This is a genomic window from Asinibacterium sp. OR53 (genome assembly GCF_000515315.1).
GTDB lineage: Bacteria > Bacteroidota > Bacteroidia > Chitinophagales > Chitinophagaceae > Sediminibacterium.
The window spans coordinates 1096684-1119585 of record NZ_KI911562.1 but is presented as its reverse complement, the minus strand read 5'-3'; the positions used below and the strand labels follow the sequence as shown (position 1 = coordinate 1119585).

General features: G+C 47.8%; 24 protein-coding genes. 7 read left to right on the top strand and 17 right to left on the bottom strand.

From position 1 onward, the window contains the following. Positions 1-33: 33 nt before the first annotated feature. Genes SEDOR53_RS0104970 through SEDOR53_RS0104955 form a run of 4 tightly spaced genes read right to left on the bottom strand, consistent with a single transcriptional unit; the run spans position 34 to position 4558 of the window. Positions 34-606: a gluconate 2-dehydrogenase subunit 3 family protein gene (locus tag SEDOR53_RS0104970; RefSeq protein ID WP_026768736.1), complete on the bottom strand. Its 573-nt coding sequence runs from the start codon at positions 604-606 to the stop codon at positions 34-36. A gap of 23 nt (positions 607-629) precedes the next feature. Continuing rightward, positions 630-2309: a GMC oxidoreductase gene (locus SEDOR53_RS0104965; RefSeq protein WP_026768735.1), complete on the bottom strand. Its 1680-nt coding sequence runs from the start codon at positions 2307-2309 to the stop codon at positions 630-632. A gap of 53 nt (positions 2310-2362) precedes the next feature. After that, positions 2363-3256, bottom strand: a complete 894-nt coding sequence (locus SEDOR53_RS0104960; RefSeq protein WP_026768734.1) for a hydroxypyruvate isomerase family protein — start codon at positions 3254-3256, stop codon at positions 2363-2365. Positions 3257-3286: 30 nt separating this feature from the next. Beyond that, complete coding sequence (locus SEDOR53_RS0104955) at positions 3287-4558, bottom strand: sugar MFS transporter (RefSeq protein WP_026768733.1); 1272 nt, start codon at positions 4556-4558, stop codon at positions 3287-3289. 117 nt (positions 4559-4675) lie between these two features. Here SEDOR53_RS0104955 and SEDOR53_RS0104950 point away from each other — a divergent pair, with 117 nt between their 5' ends. The 4 genes from SEDOR53_RS0104950 to SEDOR53_RS0104935 are packed head-to-tail and all read left to right on the top strand — an operon-like array spanning position 4676 to position 8117. After that, positions 4676-5842, top strand: coding sequence for a Gfo/Idh/MocA family protein (locus SEDOR53_RS0104950; protein WP_026768732.1), 1167 nt, complete (start codon positions 4676-4678; stop codon positions 5840-5842). A 26-nt stretch (positions 5843-5868) separates the two neighbouring features. Continuing rightward, positions 5869-6927 (top strand): sugar phosphate isomerase/epimerase, encoded by a 1059-nt coding sequence (locus tag SEDOR53_RS0104945; RefSeq protein WP_026768731.1) that lies wholly within the window; start codon positions 5869-5871, stop codon positions 6925-6927. A gap of 44 nt (positions 6928-6971) precedes the next feature. Then, positions 6972-7373 carry a c-type cytochrome gene (locus SEDOR53_RS0104940; RefSeq protein WP_026768730.1) on the top strand — a complete coding sequence of 134 codons (402 nt, stop codon included), beginning with the start codon at positions 6972-6974 and terminating at the stop codon, positions 7371-7373. A 6-nt stretch (positions 7374-7379) separates the two neighbouring features. Next, entirely contained in the window at positions 7380-8117 is a 738-nt protein-coding gene (locus SEDOR53_RS0104935) for a DUF1080 domain-containing protein (RefSeq protein ID WP_026768729.1), read from the top strand. 106 nt (positions 8118-8223) lie between these two features. Here SEDOR53_RS0104935 and SEDOR53_RS0104930 read toward each other — a convergent pair whose 3' ends face one another. Genes SEDOR53_RS0104930 through SEDOR53_RS0104920 form a run of 3 tightly spaced genes read right to left on the bottom strand, consistent with a single transcriptional unit; the run spans position 8224 to position 12115 of the window. Then, positions 8224-8931: an MIP/aquaporin family protein gene (locus SEDOR53_RS0104930; protein WP_026768728.1), complete on the bottom strand. Its 708-nt coding sequence runs from the start codon at positions 8929-8931 to the stop codon at positions 8224-8226. 36 nt (positions 8932-8967) lie between these two features. Continuing rightward, positions 8968-10464, bottom strand: coding sequence for a glycerol kinase GlpK (glpK, locus tag SEDOR53_RS0104925; protein ID WP_026768727.1), 1497 nt, complete (start codon positions 10462-10464; stop codon positions 8968-8970). A 49-nt stretch (positions 10465-10513) separates the two neighbouring features. Continuing rightward, the gene (locus SEDOR53_RS0104920) at positions 10514-12115 is read right to left on the bottom strand and encodes a glycerol-3-phosphate dehydrogenase/oxidase (RefSeq protein WP_232214721.1); all 1602 of its coding nucleotides are present in this window, start codon (positions 12113-12115) and stop codon (positions 10514-10516) included. Here SEDOR53_RS0104920 and SEDOR53_RS0104915 point away from each other — a divergent pair. From SEDOR53_RS0104915 to SEDOR53_RS0104905, 3 genes are all read left to right on the top strand, one after another. Next, positions 12081-12593 (top strand): nucleoside deaminase, encoded by a 513-nt coding sequence (locus SEDOR53_RS0104915; RefSeq protein ID WP_255346338.1) that lies wholly within the window; start codon positions 12081-12083, stop codon positions 12591-12593. The genes SEDOR53_RS0104920 and SEDOR53_RS0104915 overlap by 35 nt on opposite strands. A 487-nt stretch (positions 12594-13080) precedes the next feature. Continuing rightward, positions 13081-13686 (top strand): superoxide dismutase, encoded by a 606-nt coding sequence (locus SEDOR53_RS0104910; protein WP_026768724.1) that lies wholly within the window; start codon positions 13081-13083, stop codon positions 13684-13686. Positions 13687-13705: 19 nt separating this feature from the next. After that, complete coding sequence (locus SEDOR53_RS0104905; protein WP_026768723.1) at positions 13706-14305, top strand: membrane lipoprotein lipid attachment site-containing protein; 600 nt, start codon at positions 13706-13708, stop codon at positions 14303-14305. Between the two features lie 7 nt (positions 14306-14312). Here SEDOR53_RS0104905 and yidD read toward each other — a convergent pair whose 3' ends face one another. From yidD to SEDOR53_RS0104860, 10 genes are all read right to left on the bottom strand, one after another. Continuing rightward, positions 14313-14543: a membrane protein insertion efficiency factor YidD gene (gene yidD / locus SEDOR53_RS0104900; protein ID WP_026768722.1), complete on the bottom strand. Its 231-nt coding sequence runs from the start codon at positions 14541-14543 to the stop codon at positions 14313-14315. Next, positions 14494-14925, bottom strand: a complete 432-nt coding sequence (gene rnpA / locus SEDOR53_RS17135; RefSeq protein ID WP_051416497.1) for a ribonuclease P protein component — start codon at positions 14923-14925, stop codon at positions 14494-14496. The genes yidD and rnpA overlap by 50 nt, the downstream gene beginning before the upstream one ends. 77 nt (positions 14926-15002) lie before the next feature. Beyond that, positions 15003-15158 carry a 50S ribosomal protein L34 gene (rpmH, locus tag SEDOR53_RS17130; protein WP_026774417.1) on the bottom strand — a complete coding sequence of 52 codons (156 nt, stop codon included), beginning with the start codon at positions 15156-15158 and terminating at the stop codon, positions 15003-15005. Positions 15159-15293: 135 nt separating this feature from the next. Further along, on the bottom strand, positions 15294-16133 hold the full coding sequence (murI, locus tag SEDOR53_RS0104890; RefSeq protein WP_026768721.1) for a glutamate racemase: 840 nt from the start codon (positions 16131-16133) through the stop codon (positions 15294-15296). Between the two features lie 60 nt (positions 16134-16193). Then, positions 16194-16808: an OmpH family outer membrane protein gene (locus SEDOR53_RS0104885; RefSeq protein ID WP_026768720.1), complete on the bottom strand. Its 615-nt coding sequence runs from the start codon at positions 16806-16808 to the stop codon at positions 16194-16196. A gap of 34 nt (positions 16809-16842) precedes the next feature. Further along, entirely contained in the window at positions 16843-17361 is a 519-nt protein-coding gene (locus SEDOR53_RS0104880; protein WP_026768719.1) for an OmpH family outer membrane protein, read from the bottom strand. A 24-nt stretch (positions 17362-17385) separates the two neighbouring features. Beyond that, positions 17386-20100 (bottom strand): outer membrane protein assembly factor, encoded by a 2715-nt coding sequence (locus SEDOR53_RS0104875; protein ID WP_232214720.1) that lies wholly within the window; start codon positions 20098-20100, stop codon positions 17386-17388. A 181-nt stretch (positions 20101-20281) separates the two neighbouring features. Then, the gene (locus SEDOR53_RS0104870) at positions 20282-21046 is read right to left on the bottom strand and encodes an isoprenyl transferase (RefSeq protein WP_037360571.1); all 765 of its coding nucleotides are present in this window, start codon (positions 21044-21046) and stop codon (positions 20282-20284) included. 53 nt (positions 21047-21099) lie between these two features. Then, positions 21100-21972, bottom strand: a complete 873-nt coding sequence (locus tag SEDOR53_RS0104865) for a DUF6089 family protein (RefSeq protein WP_232214719.1) — start codon at positions 21970-21972, stop codon at positions 21100-21102. 50 nt (positions 21973-22022) lie between these two features. Beyond that, a complete protein-coding gene (locus SEDOR53_RS0104860) occupies positions 22023-22901 on the bottom strand; it encodes an NAD kinase (protein ID WP_026768715.1) in 879 nt (292 codons plus the stop codon). Position 22902: the final 1 nt, after the last annotated feature.

The window sequence follows — 22902 nt, the reverse complement described above, 5'->3', positions numbered from 1 at the left end:
TCGAATTACCTAATTGTCAAATTGCCGAATTAACTAGGTTGCCCAAGCCTTATCCCCTTTCTTATAAGGAATACAGCCTTCGTATTTACCGGGAACGGCCACATAGCGCAAAGCTTGTTTGGCGCCTATTTCCGATGTGAAGTAACCCCAGAGGGTCAGTTCTTTCATCATACGGAAATAGTGGGTAGGATCTTCTTTCTTCTTGCTCTTCTGGTAATCTTTCTGTTCTTTGTCCAGCGCTACCAAAAGGTTGTGGCGTTGTTCGGGCGTGCTTTCCATGAAAGATTTGCTGTTCATTTTCCTGCTCGCTTCATCCAGCTTCTTCAGGCCTTCCATGAAAGTCGTCTGGTCTTTGGGCTCATAACAATCCCTTACGATAACTGTCATGAAATCGCCCACTTTAGCGGCTTTGGCGCCGGGTGTGCTGGTAGCAGGAAGAATGGTCTCGGCTACTTCATTCAGAAAACTCACATCATCTGCAGAGAAACTAACGGCGCCTGCTTCTGTTGTGCTTTTGGTTTTACAGCCCGACAAAAAAGCTTCCGCACCGAGGATGGTGCCTCCTAGCAGTAATGCTACACTGGATATGGCTTCTCTTCTGTTCATTGCTTAATGTTTTTAGTTGATCGTTATAGATTCTGTTTTTTCAATTCAGATACGGCATGATCTACTGCCCTGGCAGTAAAGGCCATGTAGGTCAGTGATGGGTTCACACAAGCTGCGGAAACCATGAAAGAACCATCCGTTACATACACGTTGGGCGCATCCCAAACCTGGTTGTATTTATTCAATACGGATGTCTTCGGATCGGCGCCCATACGTGCAGTACCCATTTCATGGATACCACGTCCGGGAGTACCATCGCCATCACGTCCTTTCACGTCTTTCACACCGGCTGCTTCCAGCATTTCAATGGCGTCCTGCAGCATGTCTTTGCGCATCTTCAGCTCATTCTCTTTCAATTCGCAATCGATGGCCAGTACATTCAGACCCCATTTGTCTTTCTTGGTTTTGTCCAGCGTCACTTTGTTTTCGTGGTAAGGCAATATCTCACCGAAGCCGCCGATACCCATTGACCAGGGACCCGGTTCGGTCAGCGCATCTTTGTATGCACCACCGATACTCAGTTCAGCGATCTCGCGGCCATAACCCTGGCGGCTGGCGCCTCCCTGGTAACCGAAGCCTCGCAGGTAATCGCGCTTATCACCAAACAGGTTGCGGTAACGGGGTATGTAAATACCGTTGGCACGGCGACCGAAATAATATTTGTCTTCGTATCCGTCTACATGTCCGCCTGCACCCACGCCCAGGTGATGGTCCATCAGGTTGTGACCCAGCTCTCCGCTGCTGCTGCCCAATCCGTCGGGCCATACATCGGTGGCAGAGTTCATCAGTACCCAGGCTGAATTCAAGGTAGAAGCATTCAGGAAAACGATCTTCGAGTTGAATACATAAGTCTTGTTGGTTTCTGCATCAAGTACTTCTACTCCGGTAGCCCTTTTCTTGTCCTTATCGTACAGTATCTTGGTAACGATAGACCAGGGACGGAGTGTTAACCTGCCCGTTTTCATAGCGGCGGGCAGTGTGGCAGACTGTGTACTGAAATAACCGCCGAACGGACAACCCAGCCAGCATTTGTTCCTGAACTGGCAGTTGGTTCTACCTTCATGCGGTACTGTAATATTAGCAGTACGGCCAATGATCATAGCGCGCTGGCCTTTATAATAGTCTTTCACCCTGGCCGAAACATCTTTCTCCACACAGTTCATTTCCATCGCCGGCATGAACTGGCCATCGGGCAATTGTGCAAGACCATCCCTGCTACCGCTGATTCCCGCAAATTTCTCTGCGTAATCGTACCAGGGTGCGATCTCTTTGTAACGAACAGGCCAATCAACAGCAATACCGTCTTTGGCATTGGCCTCAAAATCGAAATCGCTCCAGCGATAGCTCTGGCGCCCCCACATCAGTGAACGGCCGCCCACATGATAACCGCGGAACCAGTCGAACCGCTTGATCTCTGTATAGGGGCTCTCCTTGTCATTCACCCAATAATCGAGATTGGTTTCATTCAAAGGATAATCACGTTTGAGCACAGGATAGTCTTTCTCCATCTGCTGTGTTCTCCGGCCGCGGTGCGGGTAATCCCATGCCTCTTTGTTGGCATTGACATAGTCTTTGATGTGCTCGATGTTGCGGCCTCTCTCCAACATCAGCACCTTAAGTCCTTTTTCAGTAAGCTCTTTGGCAGCCCATCCGCCGCTGATTCCTGAACCAACGACGATGGCATCGTAATTTTGATCGGACATTGTTTTAAATTTAATGATGCTTTATATAGTTACGCAGTTTAGATAGACAAAGCTTATACATCGCAGATTTTGATGGCCGCCCTTAAAGAACCCAGCTTATCGGCTGCAGCGGGGATGAACTCCTGTGCTACATATCCTTTGTGGCCTACACCTACAATCGCTCTCATGATGGCAGGATAATACAATTCCTGTGATTCATCTATTTCATGCCTGCCTGGTACACCTCCTGTATGATAATGACCTAAGTATTGGTGGTGATCACGGATGGTGCGAATCACATCGCCTTCATCAATTTGCATATGATAGATATCGTACAATAACTTGAAGTTGGGCGATCCGATGCGTTTGCACAATTCCACACCCCAGTGTGTTCTGTCGCACATATAATCTTTATGGTCCACTTTGCTGTTCAACAATTCCATCTGTATGGTCACGCCTTTCTTTTCGGCCAGCCCGATGATCTGTTTCAATCCTTCGGTACAATTCTTCAGCCCTGTTTCATCATCCATTCCGTTACGGCTGCCGCTGAAGCAAATCAGGTTGGTATATCCTGCCTGCGCCACCAGTTCAATATGTTCGGTATAATTCTTAATAAGCGTGCCGTGGTATTGCTTATCGTTCCATCCTTTGGTAAGGCTGATCTCAGCGCCGTTACACATGGTAGAGATCAGGTCGTATTTTTTTAGTGTTGCCCAGTCTTTGGGTCCCACAAGGTCTATGCCAACCAATCCTATTTCTTTTGCTGCCGCGGCCAGTTCATTCAGTTCAATACCGCCGTAACACCAGCGGCAAACAGAATGGTTGATGTTCCCTTTTAATGATGTCATACTATCTTTTTCCTTTTTTTCTGCCGGAGTGAATGCCGAAAGCGCCGGCCCCGCTGCAACGACAGCGGATCCCGCTAAAATATGCTTGATCGCTTTCCGCCTGTTTTGATCTGTAGCCATGGATAATTTTATAAAAGAAATAGTTAATGATTAAGCCAATGCAGGTTGCTTTTTTCTGCGCATATAAATGAGCAGTCCTGCAAATGCAACAGTTAGAATAACAGGAATGAGCAGGGTTGTGTTCAGTATTTCCGGTCCGGCCGCTTTTTTAGCCTCTGCCAAAGCAGTAGCCATCTCGGTTCCCGCGGCCGCGTCCATATAACTTTTCAGACTGGCACCGGCAGGAAGTTTGGAAGCCAGCAATTCATCGTAACGTCCGCCCATGAACATCATATACACCGATACGGCAAACATACCGGCGCCCCCCATCAGGTTCAATCCCACCGCTCCGGTCCTGGGCAGGTTTTCTGAAACAAATCCCAGCATGGTGGGCCAGAAATAACAAACACCCATTCCAAACACCAGTGCGCCAACGAATAACATATTACCTGTACTGTGGCCCAATAAATACAATCCCAGGGCCGACAAGATCGCTGACATCAATAACACGCCCTGCGGAGAAAACCGGTGTACCACAGGTTCGGCCAAACCGCGGCCTACCACCATTACACCTGTTTCAATAGTCAGCAACAAAATAGCGTTGTCCGATACGTTCTTCAACAATACATCTATCCATTGGCCGGTGAACAATTCGGTAATAGCTGTACCGAACATGAGAACGATCATCAGTATAAATAATGGATTGAGCAGGGCCTTATACATGTCACCGGTAGAAATACCTTGTGCTACACGTTCTGTTACCGGAAAATTCAGTTTGCTGAAAAGGAATCCGTAGATCAGTGTGGGGATGATCATCAACCCTACCTGCACCTGCCAGCCGATATTCATTTTATCAAGAAGAAATACCAGCAGAGTGCCAATTACAATACCGCCGGGAAACCAAAGATGGAAATGGTTCAGCTTGGTGGTTTTGTTATCGGAGAAGATGGTTGCCACCAGGGGGTTACAGGCCGCTTCCACGGTACCGTTGGCAATACCTATACACAAAGTGGATATAAAAAGTGTCCAGTATCCGCCTGCAAAAATGGTAAGCAGGATACCTACTAAATGAAACACAAAAGCAACAAGCAGCAGCCGTTTCATGCCAATCACATCTACTACAAAACCACCGATCACTACTGCCAGCGGAAAGCCCCAGAAGGCGGTAGCAGCGATAGAGCCGAGCTGTGCTGCGTTGAGCTCGAATTGTACGCCAAGTCTGCTTAAAATACCGGCGCGAATACCAAAAGAAAGAGAGGTTACCAATAAAGCGAGGCAACTCGCTACAAAAAGTTGATTACGTTGGGGAATGGCTTGCGTCATCGTTGAGGGTTATTTAAAAAGCAGCTAAATGTAGATTTTTATTTTCAAACTCAGTGTAAAAAATACACTTGTTTCAAATTTTTTTTACCAGTTTTACAGCAAGCAAAAGCAAAACAAATGAATCGAAAACTACGAATGGGAATGGTTGGCGGAGGCAAAGATGCCTTTATCGGCGCCATTCACCGTATTGCAGCCAATATGGATGGCCTTATTGAATTGGTATGCGGTGCATTAAGTATTAACCCTGAGATCGCAAAGGATTCAGGAAAATCTTTATTCCTGCCGGAGGACCGTATTTACCTCACTTTCGAAGAAATGATCAAAAAAGAAAGTGAGCTGCCCGCAGATAAGCGAATGGATTTTGTTACGATCGTTACCCCCAATTTTGCGCACTTTGCTCCTGCAATGATGGCGCTCGATCATGGATTCAATGTGGTATTGGAAAAGCCCATCACTTTCACGCTCGACGAAGCACTGCAACTGAAAAAGAAACTAGATGAAACCGGCCTGACCCTTTGCCTCACCCATACCTATTCCGGTTACCCGATGGTAAAACAGGCCCGTGCCATGGTAGCAGAAGGACAACTGGGTAAGATCAGAAAAGTATGGGTGGAGTATCCGCAGGGATGGCTGAGCAAATTATCTGAACGCGAAGGAAATGCCCAGGCCGCCTGGCGCACAGATCCCAAACGTTCGGGTAAGAGCGGCAGCATGGGAGATATCGGCACACATGCCGCGCATCTCGCCGAATATGTAACCGGACTGCAGATCACCGATCTCTGTGCCGATCTGAATATCATGGTAGAAGGACGTGCCCTCGACGACGATGGTAACGTATTACTGAAATTCAATAACGGCGCCAGGGGTGTATTGATGGCCTCCCAGGTAGCGGCAGGAGAAGAGAATGCATTGAAAATTCGTGTATACGGAGAAAATGGCGGCCTCGAATGGGCGCAACAGGAACCCAATACACTGTTGGCAAAATGGTTGCACAAACCCACAGAGATCCTCCGCGCAGGCGGTAACTATACCGATCGTTTATCCAGTTATGCCACGCACAATTGCCGCACGCCGGGCGGACACCCCGAAGGATACCTGGAGGCATTCGGTAATATCTACCGCAATTTTGCGCTCACACTGTCAACCAAATTAAATGGTGGCACACCTACCAAAGAGATGCTCGACTTCCCTTCAGTAGCAGACGGTATCCGCGGTATGACATTCATTGATTCCGTAGTGGCTTCTGCGCAATCGGAACTGAAATGGACAAAATTCGGATCTTAAAAAACCAATAAACACAATATTCATTCATGACCACCATCAAAGGCCCGGGAATATTCCTTGCACAATTCCTGGGTGATCAAGCACCTTTCAATTCTTTGGATTCTATCTGCAAATGGGCGGCATCATTGGGTTATACCGGTGTGCAGATCCCTACCTGGGACAGCCGCTGTATAGACCTGCAACGTGCGGCAGAGAGCAAGACTTATGCCGACGAAATAAAAGGCATTGTGAAAGCAGCCGGATTAGAAATAACTGAACTGTCTACGCACCTGCAGGGACAATTGGTTGCCGTGCATCCGGCTTACAATGAGTTATTCGACAGTTTTGCTCCCGAAGCTGTGCGCAACAACGCCAAAGCACGTACCGAATGGGCTGTTCAGCAACTGAAATACGCAGCCAAAGCGTCACAAAACCTGGGGTTGAATGCACATGCCACATTTAGTGGGGCATTGTTATGGCATACCGTGTATCCCTGGCCCCAGCGGCCGGCCGGACTGGTAGAGACGGGCTTTACAGAACTGGCCAAACGCTGGTTGCCTATCTTACAGGTATTCGATGAACATGGTGTGGACCTCTGTTATGAAGTCCATCCCGGCGAAGACCTGCACGATGGTGTGAGCTATGAAATGTTCCTTGAAAAAGTTAACGAACATTCGCGAGCTTGTCTCTTATACGACCCTTCACACCTGGCATTGCAGTGCATCGATTACCTGGGTTATATAGACCATTACCACGAACGGATTAAAATGTTCCATGTAAAAGATGCTGAGTTCAACCCCACCGCCAAACAAGGCGTGTATGGCGGCTACCAGGGATGGGTGAACAGGGCCGGGCGCTTCCGTTCGTTGGGCGACGGACAGGTTGATTTCAAATCGATCTTCAGCAAGCTGGCAGCTTATGATTATAAAGGATGGGCCGTTATGGAATGGGAATGTGCGCTCAAACACCCGGAAGCCGGCGCGGCCGAAGGCGCGCCCTTCATCAAACAAAATATCATTCGTGTTACCGACAAGGCATTCGATGATTTTGCAGGAAGAGGCGCAGATGAAAATTTTAACCGCCGCATTTTAGGAATAGATCAATAACTTGCCGAATAATCATTTAATCGATAACCGACAAAGTGAACTTTATGAAAAAGTATTATGTAGCCTTTGCAGTGCTGGCAGCAGTGATGACCGCCTGCGGAGGTAATGATGCAAAAAAAGAAGAGAAAACTACTGCAACAACAGCCGCCGCTCCGGCAGCAACAACCGATCTCAGTGCTAATCCCGATTATCAAAAAGGACTGGAACTGGTAGCTAAGAATGACTGCCTCACTTGTCATAAAGTGAGTGAAAAAAACATCGGACCCGCTTATAAAGATGTAGCCGCCAAGTATGAAAACACAGATGCCAACATCAGCATGCTGGCTAGTAAAGTAATCAAAGGCGGGCAAGGTGTATGGGGTACTGTTCCCATGACGCCGCATCCGCAATTGAGCGAAGCCGATGCACAACAGATCATCAAATACATTTTATTACTCAAAAAATAATAAACCATGCATCATCTTATTGCAGGTAGTTTGATTGCCGCTGCCGTACTTTTCAATGGCACTGTCAACAATCACACCTATGAAAACACCACTGCCGTAGTAAAAAAGAAAGGCTGGGTTTCATTGTTCGATGGAAAAACAACCAAAGGCTGGCATTCTTACGGTAAGACTACCGCGGGAGAAGCCTGGAAAGTAACAGATGGGGCTTTATACCTCGATGCATCTAAAAAAGATAAGGCCGACTGGCAAAGCAAAACCGGCGGCGACCTGGTAACCGATGGTGAGTACGAAAATTTTCACCTGAAGCTCGATTGGAAGATTTCAAAAAATGGCAACAGTGGCGTTATCTTCTGGGTACAGGACGATCCTTCCAAATACAAATATGTATGGAATACCGGTCCTGAAATGCAGGTACTCGACAACGACGGCCATCCCGACGGAAAGATCAATAAACACCGCGCCGGTAACCTGTACGACCTGATCGCCGGAAAAGAAGGCGTGGTAAAAGCTGTTGGCGAGTGGAATACAGCTGAGATCATCAGCAACAAAGGGAAGCTCGATTTTATTTTGAACGGCGTAACCGTTGTATCTACCACTTACGGCGATGACAACTGGAGACAAATGATAGCTGGCAGTAAGTTCAAAAACATGCCCGACTTTGCCAAAGTCTTCAAAGGTCATATCGCTTTACAAGATCATGGCGGTGATGTGTGGTTCAGGAATATTATGATCAAGCAACTGTAAAAAAGTAGACCTTATATAATCTTGAAGCGAAAAGCCCATAGAACGTAAGCTCTATGGGCTTTTTATTACGCTGCAAATAAGCGCTATTCTAAAATTAAGATGCAGATCACTGTAACATATCAAACACAATAGCCGCCAGCAGTCCTCCAACAACAGGCCCCACTACCGGAATCCAACTATAGCTCCACCCACTGTTTCCTTTGTTGGGAATGGGCAGCAACGCATGCATAATACGCGGCCCCATATCCCTGGCAGGATTAATGGCATAGCCTGTAGGGCCACCCAAACTGAGACCGATGCCCAATACCACCAATCCTACGGGCAATGCATCCAATGCACCTAAACTTGCAGCAGGTGCGGCCATATACAGCACAGCGAACACCAGCGCAAAAGTGCCGATGATCTCCGTTGCAAGGTTGGCCGTTGTGTTGGGTATGGCAGGCGAATTACAAAAAACACCCAGTTTAGCCGCTGCATTGTCTGTTGCACCAAAATGCTTGTAGTACGACAACCATACCAGCGTAGCGCCAATCATAGCACCCAGGAACTGGCCTGCAATATAAACAGGCACTTGCGACCATTCTATTTTATGCAACCAGGCAAATGCAAGCGTTACAGCCGGGTTCAGGTGCGCACCACTTCCTTTGGCGGCAACAAAAACACCTACGAATACAGCCACACCCCAACCCAATGCAATCACAATCCATCCACTGCTGTTTCCTTTGGTTTGATTGAGTACCACATTGGCCACCACACCGCAGCCTAAAAGGACCAGCATGGCCGTTCCCGCTATTTCAGATAAGAAAATCGACATAGATAAAATCATTATAGGGTTAAAGAAATAAAGCTGTTAATCGTGTGTTACATAGGAAGCCGTTGCATTCACTGCTTGTTTCCATCCGGCTGCTTTTTTTTGCGCTTCTTCGTCTGCCATTTGCGGATGAAAAGTGCGGTCCATCTGCCAGTATTTTTCCATCTCTTCCATGCTGTTCCAGTATTGCACGGCAAGTCCTGCAAGATAAGCTGCTCCTAATGCTGTGGTCTCAGTAATCACAGGGCGTACAACTGTAGTGCGCAACAGATCACTCTGGAATTGCAACAACTGGTTGTTCACCGTAGCGCCTCCGTCTACCCGCAGCTCGCTGATCTTTACACCGGCATCCGCTTCCATAGCAGCGAGCACATCCATGGTTTGATAAGCGATACTCTCTACGGCCGCTCTTCCGATATGACCTGCCGTAGTACCCCTGGTAATCCCTACAATCGTGCCTTTGGCGTGCTGGTTCCAGTAAGGCGCCCCCAGTCCTGCGAACGCAGGAACCATATATACACCGCCGTTATCAGCTACTGAATTAGCGAGCGCTTCTATATCGGCCGATGTTTTAATAATGCCTAATCCATCGCGCAACCATTGCACCACAGCGCCGGCAATGAACACACTTCCCTCCAATGCATAATGCACCGTGCCATTGATTTTCCAGGCAATGGTAGTAACGAGGTTGTTTTTTGAAGCGATAGGTTTCGTGCCCGTATTCATGAGCATAAAGCATCCTGTGCCGTAAGTATTCTTTACCATGCCGGGATGCAAACACATTTGTCCGAATAAGGCCGACTGCTGATCACCCGCCACACCTGCAATAGGAATATTCGCGCCCGTCAACACTTCCTGTGTATGGCCAAACACTTCACTGCTCGAACGCACTTCGGGCAATACCGATGCCGGGATATCGAACAGGTCCAGCAGCCAGGGATCCCATTCCAACGTATGAATATTGAACAACATGGTACGCGATGCATTGCTCATATCCGTTGCATGCACTTTACCATTGGTGAGCTTCCAGATAAGCCAGGAATCAATGGTGCCAAAACACAACTCGCCTCTCATCGCCTGCTCTCTTGCACCTTCTACATGATCCAGTATCCATTTCAGTTTCGTAGCAGAAAAATACGCGTCGAGTATCAGCCCCGTGCGCTCTTGTATAGATACGTGTTTACCCGCAGCCCGCAACACATCGCAATAAGCAGCGGTACGTTTATCCTGCCACACAATGGCATTGTAAACAGGCTCGCCGGTCTTGCGATTCCATACCACCGTTGTTTCGCGCTGGTTGGTAATGCCAATGGCTGCAATATCGCGCAACGTGAGCCCGGCCTTGAGCACCGCCTCCGTTGCTACCGATAACTGTGTGTACCATATCTCCGCAGCATCGTGCTCTACCCATCCTGCCTGCGGAAATATTTGTGTGAACTCTTTTTGCGCAACGGCTACTACTTCGCTTTTCTTATTGAAAACAATGGCGCGGGAACTGGTGGTTCCCTGGTCAAAAGCAAGAATGAATGTTGACATAGGCGATCTAAGCAATCTGATTAAAAATACGGTTATTCTATTGGTTTTTTCAATCACGCAGTTTATACGATGCAGCCAGTTGACTGAATGTTGCCACCTGGTCTTCCACCCACTGCGCATCTTTCTGCATGTGCTTTGCCATCAGCTCCGCTACCGGCCTTGCCATACGCGTACTCTCGGCTGCATCGAGCAACAGCGCCCTCGTTCTGCGCGACAATACATCTTCCACTGTTCTGGCCATTTCCTCCTGTACCGCCCATACTACCTGCGCTTCATGGATATGCAGTTTTTCACTGATCCACTTACCGGCGTCATTCATCTTTTGTTGCAAAGCAACTGCATCGGCCCCGTAGAAATACAAGGGATCATCCCAGTTCATACCTGTTGCATATCCATGTATAGGAAGTGTTTTGGTAACCGATTGTTTAGGCATCCATCCCAATTCTTTTTCTATACGATTGATGAGGTCTTCACCCATTCTTCGGTAAGTGGTCCATTTACCACCAAGAATGGTGAAGAGCTTCGATGCGCTCACCATGATCTTATGACTTCTCGATATCTCTTTTGTTTTCTGCGCACCATTCGCTGGTATGGCCAATGGCCGCAGCCCCGCAAACACGCTCAACACATCGGCACGTGCAGGCTTGCGGGTTAAATAGCTCCCGGCCGTATCCAGTATAAATCCTATCTCTGCTTCCAGTGCAACCGGCTCCAGGCTGGCTGCATCTACCGGTGTATCGGTGGTGCCAACGATCAACTTGTTGTGCCAGGGCACCACAAAAAGTACCCGGCCATCGGCAGTTTCAGGTATCATCAAAGCGCTGGTGGAAGGATGAAAGGTTTTGTCGAGCACTACATGCACACCCTGACTCACGCAAATACTTTTCGCCGCAGTGGGATCATCCATTTGCAGGATATCGTCTGCAAACACACCCGTGGCATTGATCACTGCTTTTGCTTTGAGGGAATAATGCATCCCGGTTTCTTCATCGCGGGCGGTTACTCCCTGCACGCGTGTTGCTTCTTTGATTAACCCGGTAACTTTCATGTAGTTAATCGCAAACCCTCCTTTTTCAAAAAGGGTCTGTACCAGGTTGATGGCCAGGCGTGCATCATCAAATTGCCCATCGTGGTATCGCACGCCGCCAAGCAGTCCTTCTGTTTTGATATTGGGTAATTGCTCCAGCGTTTCTTCCCGTGAAATATGTACGGACCGCCCAAGGCTCAATCTGCCCGATATCCAATCGTACAGCTTCAATCCAATAGTATACTTGATGCTATCCCAAAAATCATACAGCGGTATTACAAATCCCAGGTTCTTTACCAGGTGAGGGGCATTACGGCAAAGCAATCCTCTTTCAATACTCGCTTCGCGCACCAGTCCAACGTTTCCCTGCGCCAGGTAACGAACACCGCCATGCACCAGCTTGGTGCTTTTGCTGGAAGTGGATTTGGCAAAGTCGGCCTGCTCCAACAATAAAACCCGGTAACCTCTGGCAGCGGCATCGAGCGCTGCGCCCAGTCCTGTAGCGCCTCCGCCGATCACAACGATATCCCATTCTGTAGTGTTTGATAAAGCCGCTATGGCCTGTGCTCTTTTTTCAACTGTTTCGCTCATGGTGGTGGTTACCGGCATTGGTTTGTCTTCCAAATTATCTTATTTTGTTAAAATGGAAGATTATTTATTAGAGAAGTCACACGAATACTTCATGCAACAGGCATTGAAAGAAGCGCAGCTGGCCTATGATGCAGACGAAGTGCCCGTGGGCGCCGTGGTGGTCATGAACAATAAGATCATTGCCCGTGGCCATAACCAGGTTGAAATGCTGAACGATTCCACTGCCCATGCCGAAATACTGGCGCTTACTTCTGCCTTTAATATGCTCGGCGCTAAATACCTGCCCGAAGCTACCCTCTATGTAACCCTGGAACCCTGCCTCATGTGCTGCGGCGCTCTGTACTGGAGCAAGATCGGCCGTATCGCTTACGGGGCTTCGGATGAAAAGAACGGGTTCAAACGTACTACAGGGGAGAACTGGCCCTTTCATCCCAAAACAGAACTTATCAAAGGCATCATGGAAGAAGATTGCGCCCGCCTGATCAAGTCTTTTTTTAAAAGCAAGCGCTGAGTTTCTTTCCCTTTCAGAAAACTATCTGGCAAGAAAAAATAGTGTGCGGACGCCACCAAATAGTTGTCTGATGAGAAAAAATAGTGTGCGGACGCCACCAAATAGTTGTCTGACGAGAAAAAATAGTGTGCGAATGCCAACAAATAGTTGTCTGACGAGAAAAAATAGTGTGCGGACGCCACCAAATAGTTGTCTGACCGGAAAAAATAGTGTGCGGACGCCACCAAATAGTTGTCTGACAGGAAAAAATAGTGTGCGGACGCCGCCAAATAGTTGCCTGACGAGAAAAAACAGTGTACGGACGCCACCAGATAGCTGTCTGACAGGAAAAAACAGTGTACGAATGCCACCAGGTAGCTGTCTGACGAGAAAAAATAGTGTGCGGACGCCATTTTTTTCCTCCTTAAATCTGCCGATTGATGCGTTATCGACCGAACAACAGTAAATTTGTTCTCCATCAAGATCCTAAAAACAAAAATCAAATTATATGGCATTTACACTCGCACCGCTGCCCTATGCACACGACGCATTGGAGCCTCATATCGACACTACTACCATGCAAATACACCATGGCAAGCACCACCAGGCTTATGTTGACAACCTCAACAAAGCGATTGCCGGTACGCCTAACGAAGGAAAATCACTGGAACAACTGGTAGCAGCTGCAGGATCTATCAGTCCGGCTGTTCGCAACAACGGTGGTGGTCACTGGAACCATACTTTTTTCTGGGAAAGCCTGGCTCCTAAAGCAGGCGCCGCCCCCGCTGGTGCACTGGCCGACGCCATCAACAGCGCTTTCGGTTCTTTCGATGCATTCAAAGAAAAATTTGCGCAGGCCGGCATGACCCGCTTCGGTAGCGGCTGGGCATGGCTGATCGTTAAAGACGGTAAGCTGGAAGTTTCTTCTACACCCAACCAGGACAATCCCCTGATGGATGTAGCCGAAGTAAAAGGTACGCCATTGCTGGGTGCCGATGTGTGGGAACACGCTTATTACCTTAAATACCAGAACCGCAGAGCCGATTACCTGGCCGCTTTCTGGAATGTGGTGAACTGGAACAAAGTAGCGGAACGTTTCGCAGCAGCTAAATAAGGTTTTGGAAAATAGTATTATGAAAAAACTACTCTTCGGTTTATCAGCGCTCGCATTACTTAGTGCCTGTTCCAGCAACAACAAGCGGCTCATCATCATGAGCAAGGGTGCTGCAGATGTGAATACAGATACCCGAACCATTACCGCCAAAGATGGCGCCGGACACGATGAAAAAACCATCGACATTACCGGTCAAAAACTCACTTTCCAGCTCAGCTCTCCCGCAGGTAACAGCAGTGTTGACATGACCGATAATGGCCTCTACGTGATCAATGTAAAAAATGATACCGTTGTAGGCGGCTACCAGCCTTATGCAGACCCAAAAACATTGAAGCAGGTGTTTTCTCAGGATGATGTGAAGAAGCGGATCGATTCCCTGGTTCAGCTAACAGAGGGGAAGAACATCAGCGCAGCCAACCGTAATTTCTTTTTGCTTCCCAATACCGCTACAAAAATCAGCGCCAATATAGACGCGATAGTTGTAGGCCCTTATCATAAAATGACTTCCGCCGAAAAAGTAGGCGATAAGGACCCGGAAGTATATCGTTTCTTCAGCATCAAAGAAGTACGGGAAGAAATTGCCAGGTTGCAGGCAATGACTGTTCCGGTAAAAAAGTAATAACGCATCAGGGAACAGGATCGTAACCGCTGCCGCCTCCGGGATGGCATTTGCTGATGCGTTTGATGGCCAGTAAAGTTCCTTTGATCAGCCCGTGTTTTTGCAAAGCAGTGATGGCATACTGCGAGCAGGTGGGCGTGAACCGGCATTTGGGGCCGATGGCAGGGGAGATCACGTACTGGTATATTTTAACCAGCAGTATCAGCGGCCAGCTCAGTATCTGAAGTAGGCGTTTCATGTAATGCTTTGATCAGCTTATTTACCAATAGGGGCATTTTCTTTTGCAGCAGGTCTATCGATGGCAGGGCTTTATCAATATACAGGAAAAAAACAGCCAGCTGCTGTTTGCGTTCCGCCATACAATCGTAAAGCGGTTGTTTATGCAGGCGGTATGTTTCGCGCAATAAACGTTTAACACGATTGCGATCCACCGCTTTTTTGAAATGGCGGGCACTGACGCCCACGCCCGCTTTTACCGGCTGCGCTTCCTTTGTATCAACAGGCAGGTAAAATACTTTCACCGGGAATACCAGGAAACTGCACCCTTTTGCGAACAACCCATCGATCTGTTTACGGCTCTTGAGCTTTTCCTTTTTATTGTATGAAAATGAGGCGGACATTCTTACACTAAACTAAAAAAGTCCCGCGATCGCGGGACTTATATTTTCAATACCTGGCTCCCGGAAGAGCCCCGGTTTTATTTTAAACCTTTCTCGCTTGAAACAGTGAGTTTCTTACGACCCTTTGCACGACGGCTTGCCAACACTTTGCGGCCATTGGCAGTTTGCATGCGCTTGCGGAATCCGTGAACGGATTTGCGACGACGTTTGTGCGGTTGAAATGTACGTTTCATAATGACGTTGTTTAACTAACCCGGAAATTTTGTTTCATTTCATGCTGCAGTCACCATACTGCCGCCTGTGAAAGGACGGCGAAGGTAGGGAAAAGTTGTTAGTTGTTGGTTGTTAGTTGCCAGATTTTTTACCGGCTAGCATTTAAACGACTGAAGATCAAGATGTTTTGATGTAACCGGTTTGCCGAAGAAACGGGTGGCATGGTTATCAAAATCGGCAGGAGAATCCGTGGTGTAAAACTGCAGCTGTCCACCGGTAGTGCATTTTGCCGCCATTTCAGGATGGTTGGCCAGGTATTTTTCAAGACTGGGCGCTACAATGGCGCCCTGGGAAAGAATGGTCATTCCCTGCGGGGCAAACTGCCGGATCTTATCAATGAGCAGGGGGTAATGCGTACAGGCCAGTAATAAAGTGTCTATTTGGGGCGATTGCTCCAGTAACCTGTTAATATGCTGCCTGATGAAATAATCCGCTCCCGGCTTATCATACTCATCATTTTCTACCAGTGGCACCCACATAGGACAAGCCTCCTGGTAGACTTTCAAGCCTGGAAAGAATTTAGCTATTTCAATAGGATAACTTTCACTCTGCACCGTTCCCACCGTTCCCATAATACCCACCTCACCTGAATGCGAATAATTGCCCACCACTTCAGTTGTGGGCCTGATAACACCCAGCACTCTTTTGGAGGGATCTATGCGGGGCAGGTCTTTCTGTTGAATGGTGCGCAAGGCTTTGGCCGAGGCCGTGTTGCACGCCAGCACCACCAGTTCGCACCCCTGCGCAAAAAACCACTGTACACACTCCAGCGTGTAATGGTAGATGGTTTCAAAAGAACGCGGACCATAAGGCGCGCGGGCATTATCGCCCATATAGATATAATCGTATTGCGGTAAACGCTGAACAATCTCCTTTAGCACGGTTAAACCGCCATAGCCGCTATCGAAAACACCAATGGGACCTTTTCCTTGCATGACTCAAAAATAAGAACCCCGTTGGTATAACGGGGTTCGAAGTATCATTGATTTTATCAACTATCCTTTAGGTTTTGCAGCACCGCCGGCAGGCCTGTTGCTGGGAGCACCACCGCCTGACTGGCGTTTCCATTCGTCTTCGAGTTCTTTGGGGATGGTCAATTTCAATTTCATCGCTACCCTGATGGTAAGGTTATCCAACAACGGGGGTTGAACATAAGGATACAATGCATCCTGCCTTAAAACATAGGCGTATTTCTGCTCTACCACCACATCGTGCAAAGCGTCTACTATTTTCTTCATGAAAGGAGCCAGCAACTCTTCTTTTTTCTGCTCGGCCAGGTTATTGGAATATTCCTGCCACCTGATCAATTTGATCTTCAGGGTATTCAGGTCGCGCTGGGCCAGTTCCCTGGCTTTGGCAGGCATGCTGGCAGAATCTTTTTTCCAAACACTGTCCTGGCGCATGTACATACCCAATGTATAATCGTATTCTTGTCTGAGTGAATCTTCAGTGAAACTTCTCAGGAGCGTATCCACTTTCTGGATACCCGGCATCAGGGGTAAGATGGACTGCTCATCAAAATACCCGATCTTAACCTGCTGTGCACTCGACTGGTTGGCAAACAGGAAACCTGCTCCAATAGCAACACACACAATTAAAAACTTCTTCATTGTAGTGAGAATTTATGTTTGTTTTTGTTTTATACTAATTTTTGATCCCCAGTTCTCTTAATACATCTTCGCTCTTATCCAGCTTGGGGTCGGCAAATATAACGGTAATTCCTTCACTTTTATCGAGTACGAAATCGTAGGCTTTGGCTATTGCCATCTTCTGAACGGCGGTATATACTTTGTCCTGCACAGGTTTAACAAGTCTTTGTCTTTCTTTGAAAAGATCCCCTTCAAAACCAAAGCGTTTCTTCTGCAGGTCGCGTATCTCTTTCTCCATCACAAACAATTCATCCTCTCTTTTCTTCTTCAACGCATCGCTCAACATAAATTGCTCAGCCTCATAGCTTTTATACATTTTATCGAGTTGCGCCTGTTTATCGTCGATCTCTTTCTGCCATTGGTCGCCAATTTGTTGCAGCTTTTTATCGGCGTCTTTGTATTCAGGAATCTTCTCCAGGATATACCGTGTATCGATGATAGCATAACGCTGCTGCGCAGCTGCGGTATGGGCCAGGGCCATCCATATAACGGCAACAAAGAATAGCTTTTTCATAATATTGGTTTAATAAGGGTTGTCCTATTCCGGTTCAAATCCTAACATAAAGGTAAACCTGGCAGCATCTTTCAAAGAACCGCCCGGTGTGAACCTGTCTAATCCTATACCATAATCAAATCCAAGCAAGCCAAACATCGGCAGGAAAAAGCGCATACCCAAACCTACCGAACGTCTTAACTGGAAAGGATTATAATCTTTCATGGAGTACCAGCCGTTGGCCGCTTCAAAGAAACTCAAAGCATAGATGGTGCTGCTCGGACTCAAACTGAGCGGATAACGCAGCTCCATGGTATACTTGTTGAATATGGTAAAGTACTGGCTGGCCACTTGTTTATCGGGGTTGATCTTCGGATTCGAATTATCATACACCGGGTAACCTCTGTGCGCAATGATATCGTAACCCAACAGCGCGAACTGGTTGCTCAGACCGGCATCACCCACCTGGAAACGTTCGAAAGGAGAGATACCCAGGTCTGAATTGAACCTGCCCAGGAAGCCGTATTTGGCCGCCATTTTCAGCACAAACTGCTTGCTCTTGTCTTCACCGTGCGGTTTGCCCAAAGGCACATACCATTCTCCGTTGAAACGCCATTTGTGGTATTCGATCCAGTTATACGGGTTGGAAGCCGTCAGGATATTTTTATCAATCGCTGAATACGGCGGTGTTACCTGCAAGCTCAGCAGGAAGGTAGAACCGCTGGTGGGGAACATGGGCTGGTTCACAGAGTTGCGCTGTAAAGCCACCCTGAAGTTCAGGTTGTTCACGATACCATTATCAAAACCGGGCAGGTTGGTGGGGTCAATGGCATAATTGCTCAACTTATAACGGGTATAGTTCACACCCATTGAAAGTGAGAAAAAGTCATCGGGCCATTTCAACTGCTTCGACAGGCTCACAGTGGCGCCTGTGGTAGAAATGTAACGGCTGTCGGCTACACCCGGATTATACGCACCCGTAAACGGGTCATAGGTTTGTCCGTATTTCGTATTGAAAATGCTGAAAGTAAGTGCATTCCTTTTTTTACCGCCCAGCCAGGGTTCGGTAAACGAGAAGTTATAAGAGCGGAACGCTTTACCGTTACTCTGTACGCGTAAGCTCAGTTTTTGCCCGTCGCCCATGGGTAATGGATCCCAGGCCGATTTCTTCCAGATATTGCGGATAGAAAAGTTATTGAAAGTAACACCCAGTGTTCCTGTTAAGCCAATATAGCCTCCCCATCCTGCACTCAGCTCCAGCTGGTCGCTCGATTTTTCTTCAACAGAATAATTGATGTCTACCGTTCCATCGTCGGGGTTGGGTACCGGTACGGGGTTGATCTTTTCCTGGTTGAAGTAGTTCAGCTGTGCAATTTCACGAACAGAACGCACCAGATCCCTGCGGCTGAATTTTTCACCGGGGATGGTACGCAGTTCGCGGCGTATTACATACTCCTTGGTACGATCGTTACCACTGATGCGCACATTCTTGATGGTAGCTTGCGGACCTTCCATGATCCTGATCTCGTAATCAATGGTATCATTATATACCGCTGTTTCTACGGGGTCGGTGCGGAAGAACAGGTAACCATCGTCCTGGTACAGTCCGCTGATATCCCCGCCTTCAGGAGAAGAGTTTTTACCCAGTTTATTGTTCAGCAATTCCAGGTTATAAGTATCTCCTTTCTGGATACCCAGTATACCGCTGAGCAATGAATCGGAATATTTGGTATTACCCCGCCAGCTGATGTTACCGAAATAATATTTGTGTCCCTCGTTCATCTTGATGTCGATGTTGAGGTCGCCCTTGGCGTTGTGGTATACGGTATCTTTTTCAATCACCGCATCGCGGTAGCCCAAAGAGTTGTAATAAGCTACCAGGCTTTCTTTGTCTTCATTGTACTTCTTCAAATCGAACTTGGCCGAAGAAAGTTTGATACGGATATAGGGGTCGAGTACTTTTTTGGTTTTGCTGAAAGTGAGATAACCGTTGTCTTTGATGTATTCATCAAACGTATACCGCTTTACGTTCACGATCTGCGCGCTGTCTACAGTAGGATGCAGCGTAAGCCTGGATTGCTCTTTTGTTCCTTTGAGCTGTTTTTTCAACTTGCCGTTATCTACTGTAGTGCCGCCGAAGTTGATGTTATTGATATGGACCTTATGTCCCTTTTCAACCAAAAAGTTTAATACCAGTGAATTATCGAAAGTAGAGTCTTTCTTTTCCGATATGGTTACTTTGGAATCCTGGAAGCCTTTCTCTGCATAGAATTTTTTGATGGCTTCAATAGCGGTGATCTTCATATTCTCCGTTACCACCCGGTTGGGCACAAGGCCTGTCTTTCCCTGCAGCTCTTCCGCCTGCCCCTTGCTGATATTGAGGAAATGGAATTTAGATAAGCGCGGCCTTTCCGTTACAGCAATTTCAATATCGATGTTTTTGCCCTGTAGTTTGGTGATATAAATTTCAACATCGCTGAAGTAGTTCTGTCCCCAGAGCTTGGTAATGGCTTTAGAGAAATTATCGCCACCGGGAATGGTCACTTCATCGCCCACATTGATATTGGCAATGGAGATCAGCAGGTTTTCATCGAAAAAGCGGTTACCTGTTACTTTAATAGCAGACACCTTGTATTTTTTAGGTGTCTTTTGGTTGAAAATGTTCAACAAATCGGCATCTATGGATGTGATCGTAGTGTCTACCCCTGTTTTTTGTTGCGCCTTTGCAGAAAAACCCACCATCGAGGTAACGAAAGCCAAGACTAAAAATTTGTACACTTGCTGCATCCGGTTTGGTTTGTTAAGTTGCTGTGCTGAAAGTACTGCAACAGTATCTTCCTGCCATATTTCTGGTTTGATAAGCGGGGCAAATTAACGGGAATTATTAAAAGTGTTTGTTAAATCACCCCGGATAAATTAAGGTGTGCGGTTGAGAATGGGATCAGGTCAATGGGGATTCCTCCTTTATTTGCTGACCTGTTTTACCAAATCTGCGTTCCCTGTTCTGGAAGTCGATAATGGCTTCGTACAGGTTTTCTTTGCGGAAATCGGGCCAACGGGTGTCGGTGAAATATAATTCGGCATAAGCCAGTTGATACAAAAGGAAATTGCTGATGCGGTATTCCCCGCTGGTACGGATCATCAGTTCCGGATCGGGGAAATCGCTGGTGGAAAGGTATTGCTCCAGGGTATCCTGGTTGATGGTCTCGGGGTTGATACGGCCCGCCTTCACATCGATACCAATGTTCTTTACAGCATTTACCAGTTCCCACCGGCTGCTGTAACTCAACGCCATCACTAAGTTCAGTCCCGTATTGGCTTTGGTCATCTCCAATGATTCTTCGAGTTCCATACGCGCAAAATCGGGCAGCATATTCAGGTCGCCAATCACATGCAGGCGGATATTGTTCTTATTGAGCGTTGGCACTTCTTTATGGATGGTGTCTACCAATAACGACATCAATCCTTCCACTTCCCGCTGCGGCCGGTCCCAGTTCTCGGTACTGAATGCATACAGCGTAAGATACTGTATGCCCAGTTCTGCCGCGCCTTCCACGATATTGCGCACGCTTTCCACCCCATGAAAATGGCCATACAATCGATCCTGTCCTTTTTCCTGGGCCCAGCGCCCGTTGCCATCCATAATGATCGCTATATGCTTGGGTAGTCGGGCTTTGTTGATCCCTGCTACAAGGTCTTCCGGCATAGTGATTCCCTGCGTTTAAGCAGCGAAATTAACGAAATCAGCGGTTTGCGTGATTAATTCTTGCCATTGGGCGAAGGGCATTTGTAAGATTGCAGGTTGAAGGAAACGCCCACTTTGAGGGTCACAAACGAGTCTTTTCTGGTACTGTTCCCTCTTTGTAACCCTTTGGTGCCTATGCGGGAACCCGTTTCATAGCTTCTATCCTGTAATAAGTAAGCCGGCGAAGGCGAGCCATCGGGCAAGGGAGGGAAGGCATCCGGGGCGTAATTGCCGCTTACATCATCGAGGTAATCGGTGTTCGTAAAGCGGTAGGTAAGCTCGGCGAAGTAGTTCATGCGTTCACTGATGGCATATTTGAAGCCCAGGGTAAAAGGAATACTGATCGCGATGGGACTATAAGGTTTGAGATTGGGGTAAGCGGCGCTGCCCTGGCCTTCGGTACCCAGGGGACGCAGGTAGTACTTCTCGCCGTTCAGGTACGCATAAGGGTCGAAAGAGAACACACCGATCCCCAGTCCTATATAGGGCGTATAATTATATCCTTCGAAAGTGGGATTGAATTTGAAAAAGTTGAAATCACCCGCCAGCGCCAGTTCCCAAACATTGGTATTGAAGCTGAGGTTGCGCCTGCGCTGGACAGGGTTATTGCTGTACATATCTGAATAGCCCAGCATGGCAAAATCCCCCGAAATACGCAACCCTATATATTCGCTGAGTTGTCTCCTGTAAAAAACGCCGGCAGCCATTTTAGGCCTGTTCACCCGCAGGTCGGGGTTCAGGTCGCCAAAATAATGAGCGGCGCCCACAGCCACACCCACCTCGCCCAGGTGCCTGAAACTTTCCATGAGTTGGGCATCGGCTTTTTGCAACCCTACGGTAGTAAGCAGTAAGATTAAGGTCTTTCTCAGTATAAATTTAACCGGCATATTAGCATATTGGATACGTAAAATAACACCTATTTTAAATACGATCAAGATTAATTTCTTTTATCGAGGCCCCAGGTAAGCTTGGTCCTGAGGGTCGACAAGAAGCTATTTTCATTCAAACGCACCAAATTCACCCCGAATTGTTCCTTTTTTACGGCCAATTGGATGGTTTTGTCTACGATTTCCCTCCGGGCGTCCAGGGCACAGATGAACTGGTCGGTCCGCCCCTCTACTTCAAACGAAATAACACTGGTGTCCGGCACCACGATCGATCGCACATTCAGGTTATGAGGCGCCACCGGCGTGATCACAAAACTGGACGATTCGGGGAACAGGATGGGTCCGTTGCAGCTCATATTATAGCCGGTGGAGCCGGTGGGCGTACTCACGATCAGCCCGTCGGCCCAGTAGCTGTTCAGGAATTCGCCGTTCAGGTAGGTATGTACCTTGATCATGGGCGAAGTATCTCTTTTATGGATGGCGAACTCGTTCAGCGCAAAAGGTGTCTGGTCAAAGAGCGGCTCGTTGGAGTCGAGGTGGATCAGGGTTCTTTTATCCACGACAAAAGTATGATTCACCAAAGCATCCACTGCGCTGCCCAGGTCTTCGCGACTGATGCTGGCCAGGAACCCCAGGCGGCCGAAATTAATACCCAGTATGGGTATGTTATAGTCCCTCACCAGGGTTACGGCGTCGAGCATGGTACCATCGCCGCCCAGGCTTATCAGGCAATCGATATCGGGCGTAAGGTCGCCCGATGTCTGGAACAACACGGTTTTAGCCAACAGGTGCTGCGGCAGGGAGAACCGGTGCAGTAAAGGTTCGTACAGGTGAACCGTGGTATCGTAGCGCGACAATTCTTCCAGGAGCGCCAATAATGGGTTTTCCTGTTCATAATCGATTCCCCTGCTGTAAATCGCAACCTTCATA

Coding starts and splice junctions, on each gene's coding strand:
- yidD (WP_026768722.1), bottom strand. CDS start 14,543: ATGAAACGCCTACTTCAGATACTGAGCTGGCCGCTGATACTGCTGGTT.
- SEDOR53_RS0104970 (WP_026768736.1), bottom strand. CDS start 606: ATGAACAGAAGAGAAGCCATATCCAGTGTAGCATTACTGCTAGGAGGC.
- SEDOR53_RS0104915 (WP_255346338.1), top strand. CDS start 12,081: ATGGTGGTGGTTACCGGCATTGGTTTGTCTTCCAAATTATCTTATTTT.
- SEDOR53_RS0104940 (WP_026768730.1), top strand. CDS start 6,972: ATGAAAAAGTATTATGTAGCCTTTGCAGTGCTGGCAGCAGTGATGACC.
- SEDOR53_RS0104945 (WP_026768731.1), top strand. CDS start 5,869: ATGACCACCATCAAAGGCCCGGGAATATTCCTTGCACAATTCCTGGGT.
- SEDOR53_RS0104880 (WP_026768719.1), bottom strand. CDS start 17,361: ATGAAAAAGCTATTCTTTGTTGCCGTTATATGGATGGCCCTGGCCCAT.
- SEDOR53_RS0104910 (WP_026768724.1), top strand. CDS start 13,081: ATGGCATTTACACTCGCACCGCTGCCCTATGCACACGACGCATTGGAG.
- SEDOR53_RS0104935 (WP_026768729.1), top strand. CDS start 7,380: ATGCATCATCTTATTGCAGGTAGTTTGATTGCCGCTGCCGTACTTTTC.
- SEDOR53_RS0104960 (WP_026768734.1), bottom strand. CDS start 3,256: ATGGCTACAGATCAAAACAGGCGGAAAGCGATCAAGCATATTTTAGCG.
- SEDOR53_RS0104955 (WP_026768733.1), bottom strand. CDS start 4,558: ATGACGCAAGCCATTCCCCAACGTAATCAACTTTTTGTAGCGAGTTGC.
- SEDOR53_RS0104860 (WP_026768715.1), bottom strand. CDS start 22,901: ATGAAGGTTGCGATTTACAGCAGGGGAATCGATTATGAACAGGAAAAC.
- murI (WP_026768721.1), bottom strand. CDS start 16,133: ATGCAAGGAAAAGGTCCCATTGGTGTTTTCGATAGCGGCTATGGCGGT.
- SEDOR53_RS0104930 (WP_026768728.1), bottom strand. CDS start 8,931: ATGTCGATTTTCTTATCTGAAATAGCGGGAACGGCCATGCTGGTCCTT.
- SEDOR53_RS0104905 (WP_026768723.1), top strand. CDS start 13,706: ATGAAAAAACTACTCTTCGGTTTATCAGCGCTCGCATTACTTAGTGCC.
- rnpA (WP_051416497.1), bottom strand. CDS start 14,925: ATGTCCGCCTCATTTTCATACAATAAAAAGGAAAAGCTCAAGAGCCGT.
- glpK (WP_026768727.1), bottom strand. CDS start 10,464: ATGTCAACATTCATTCTTGCTTTTGACCAGGGAACCACCAGTTCCCGC.
- SEDOR53_RS0104885 (WP_026768720.1), bottom strand. CDS start 16,808: ATGAAGAAGTTTTTAATTGTGTGTGTTGCTATTGGAGCAGGTTTCCTG.
- SEDOR53_RS0104950 (WP_026768732.1), top strand. CDS start 4,676: ATGAATCGAAAACTACGAATGGGAATGGTTGGCGGAGGCAAAGATGCC.
- SEDOR53_RS0104965 (WP_026768735.1), bottom strand. CDS start 2,309: ATGTCCGATCAAAATTACGATGCCATCGTCGTTGGTTCAGGAATCAGC.
- SEDOR53_RS0104865 (WP_232214719.1), bottom strand. CDS start 21,972: ATGCCGGTTAAATTTATACTGAGAAAGACCTTAATCTTACTGCTTACT.
- rpmH (WP_026774417.1), bottom strand. CDS start 15,158: ATGAAACGTACATTTCAACCGCACAAACGTCGTCGCAAATCCGTTCAC.
- SEDOR53_RS0104870 (WP_037360571.1), bottom strand. CDS start 21,046: ATGCCGGAAGACCTTGTAGCAGGGATCAACAAAGCCCGACTACCCAAG.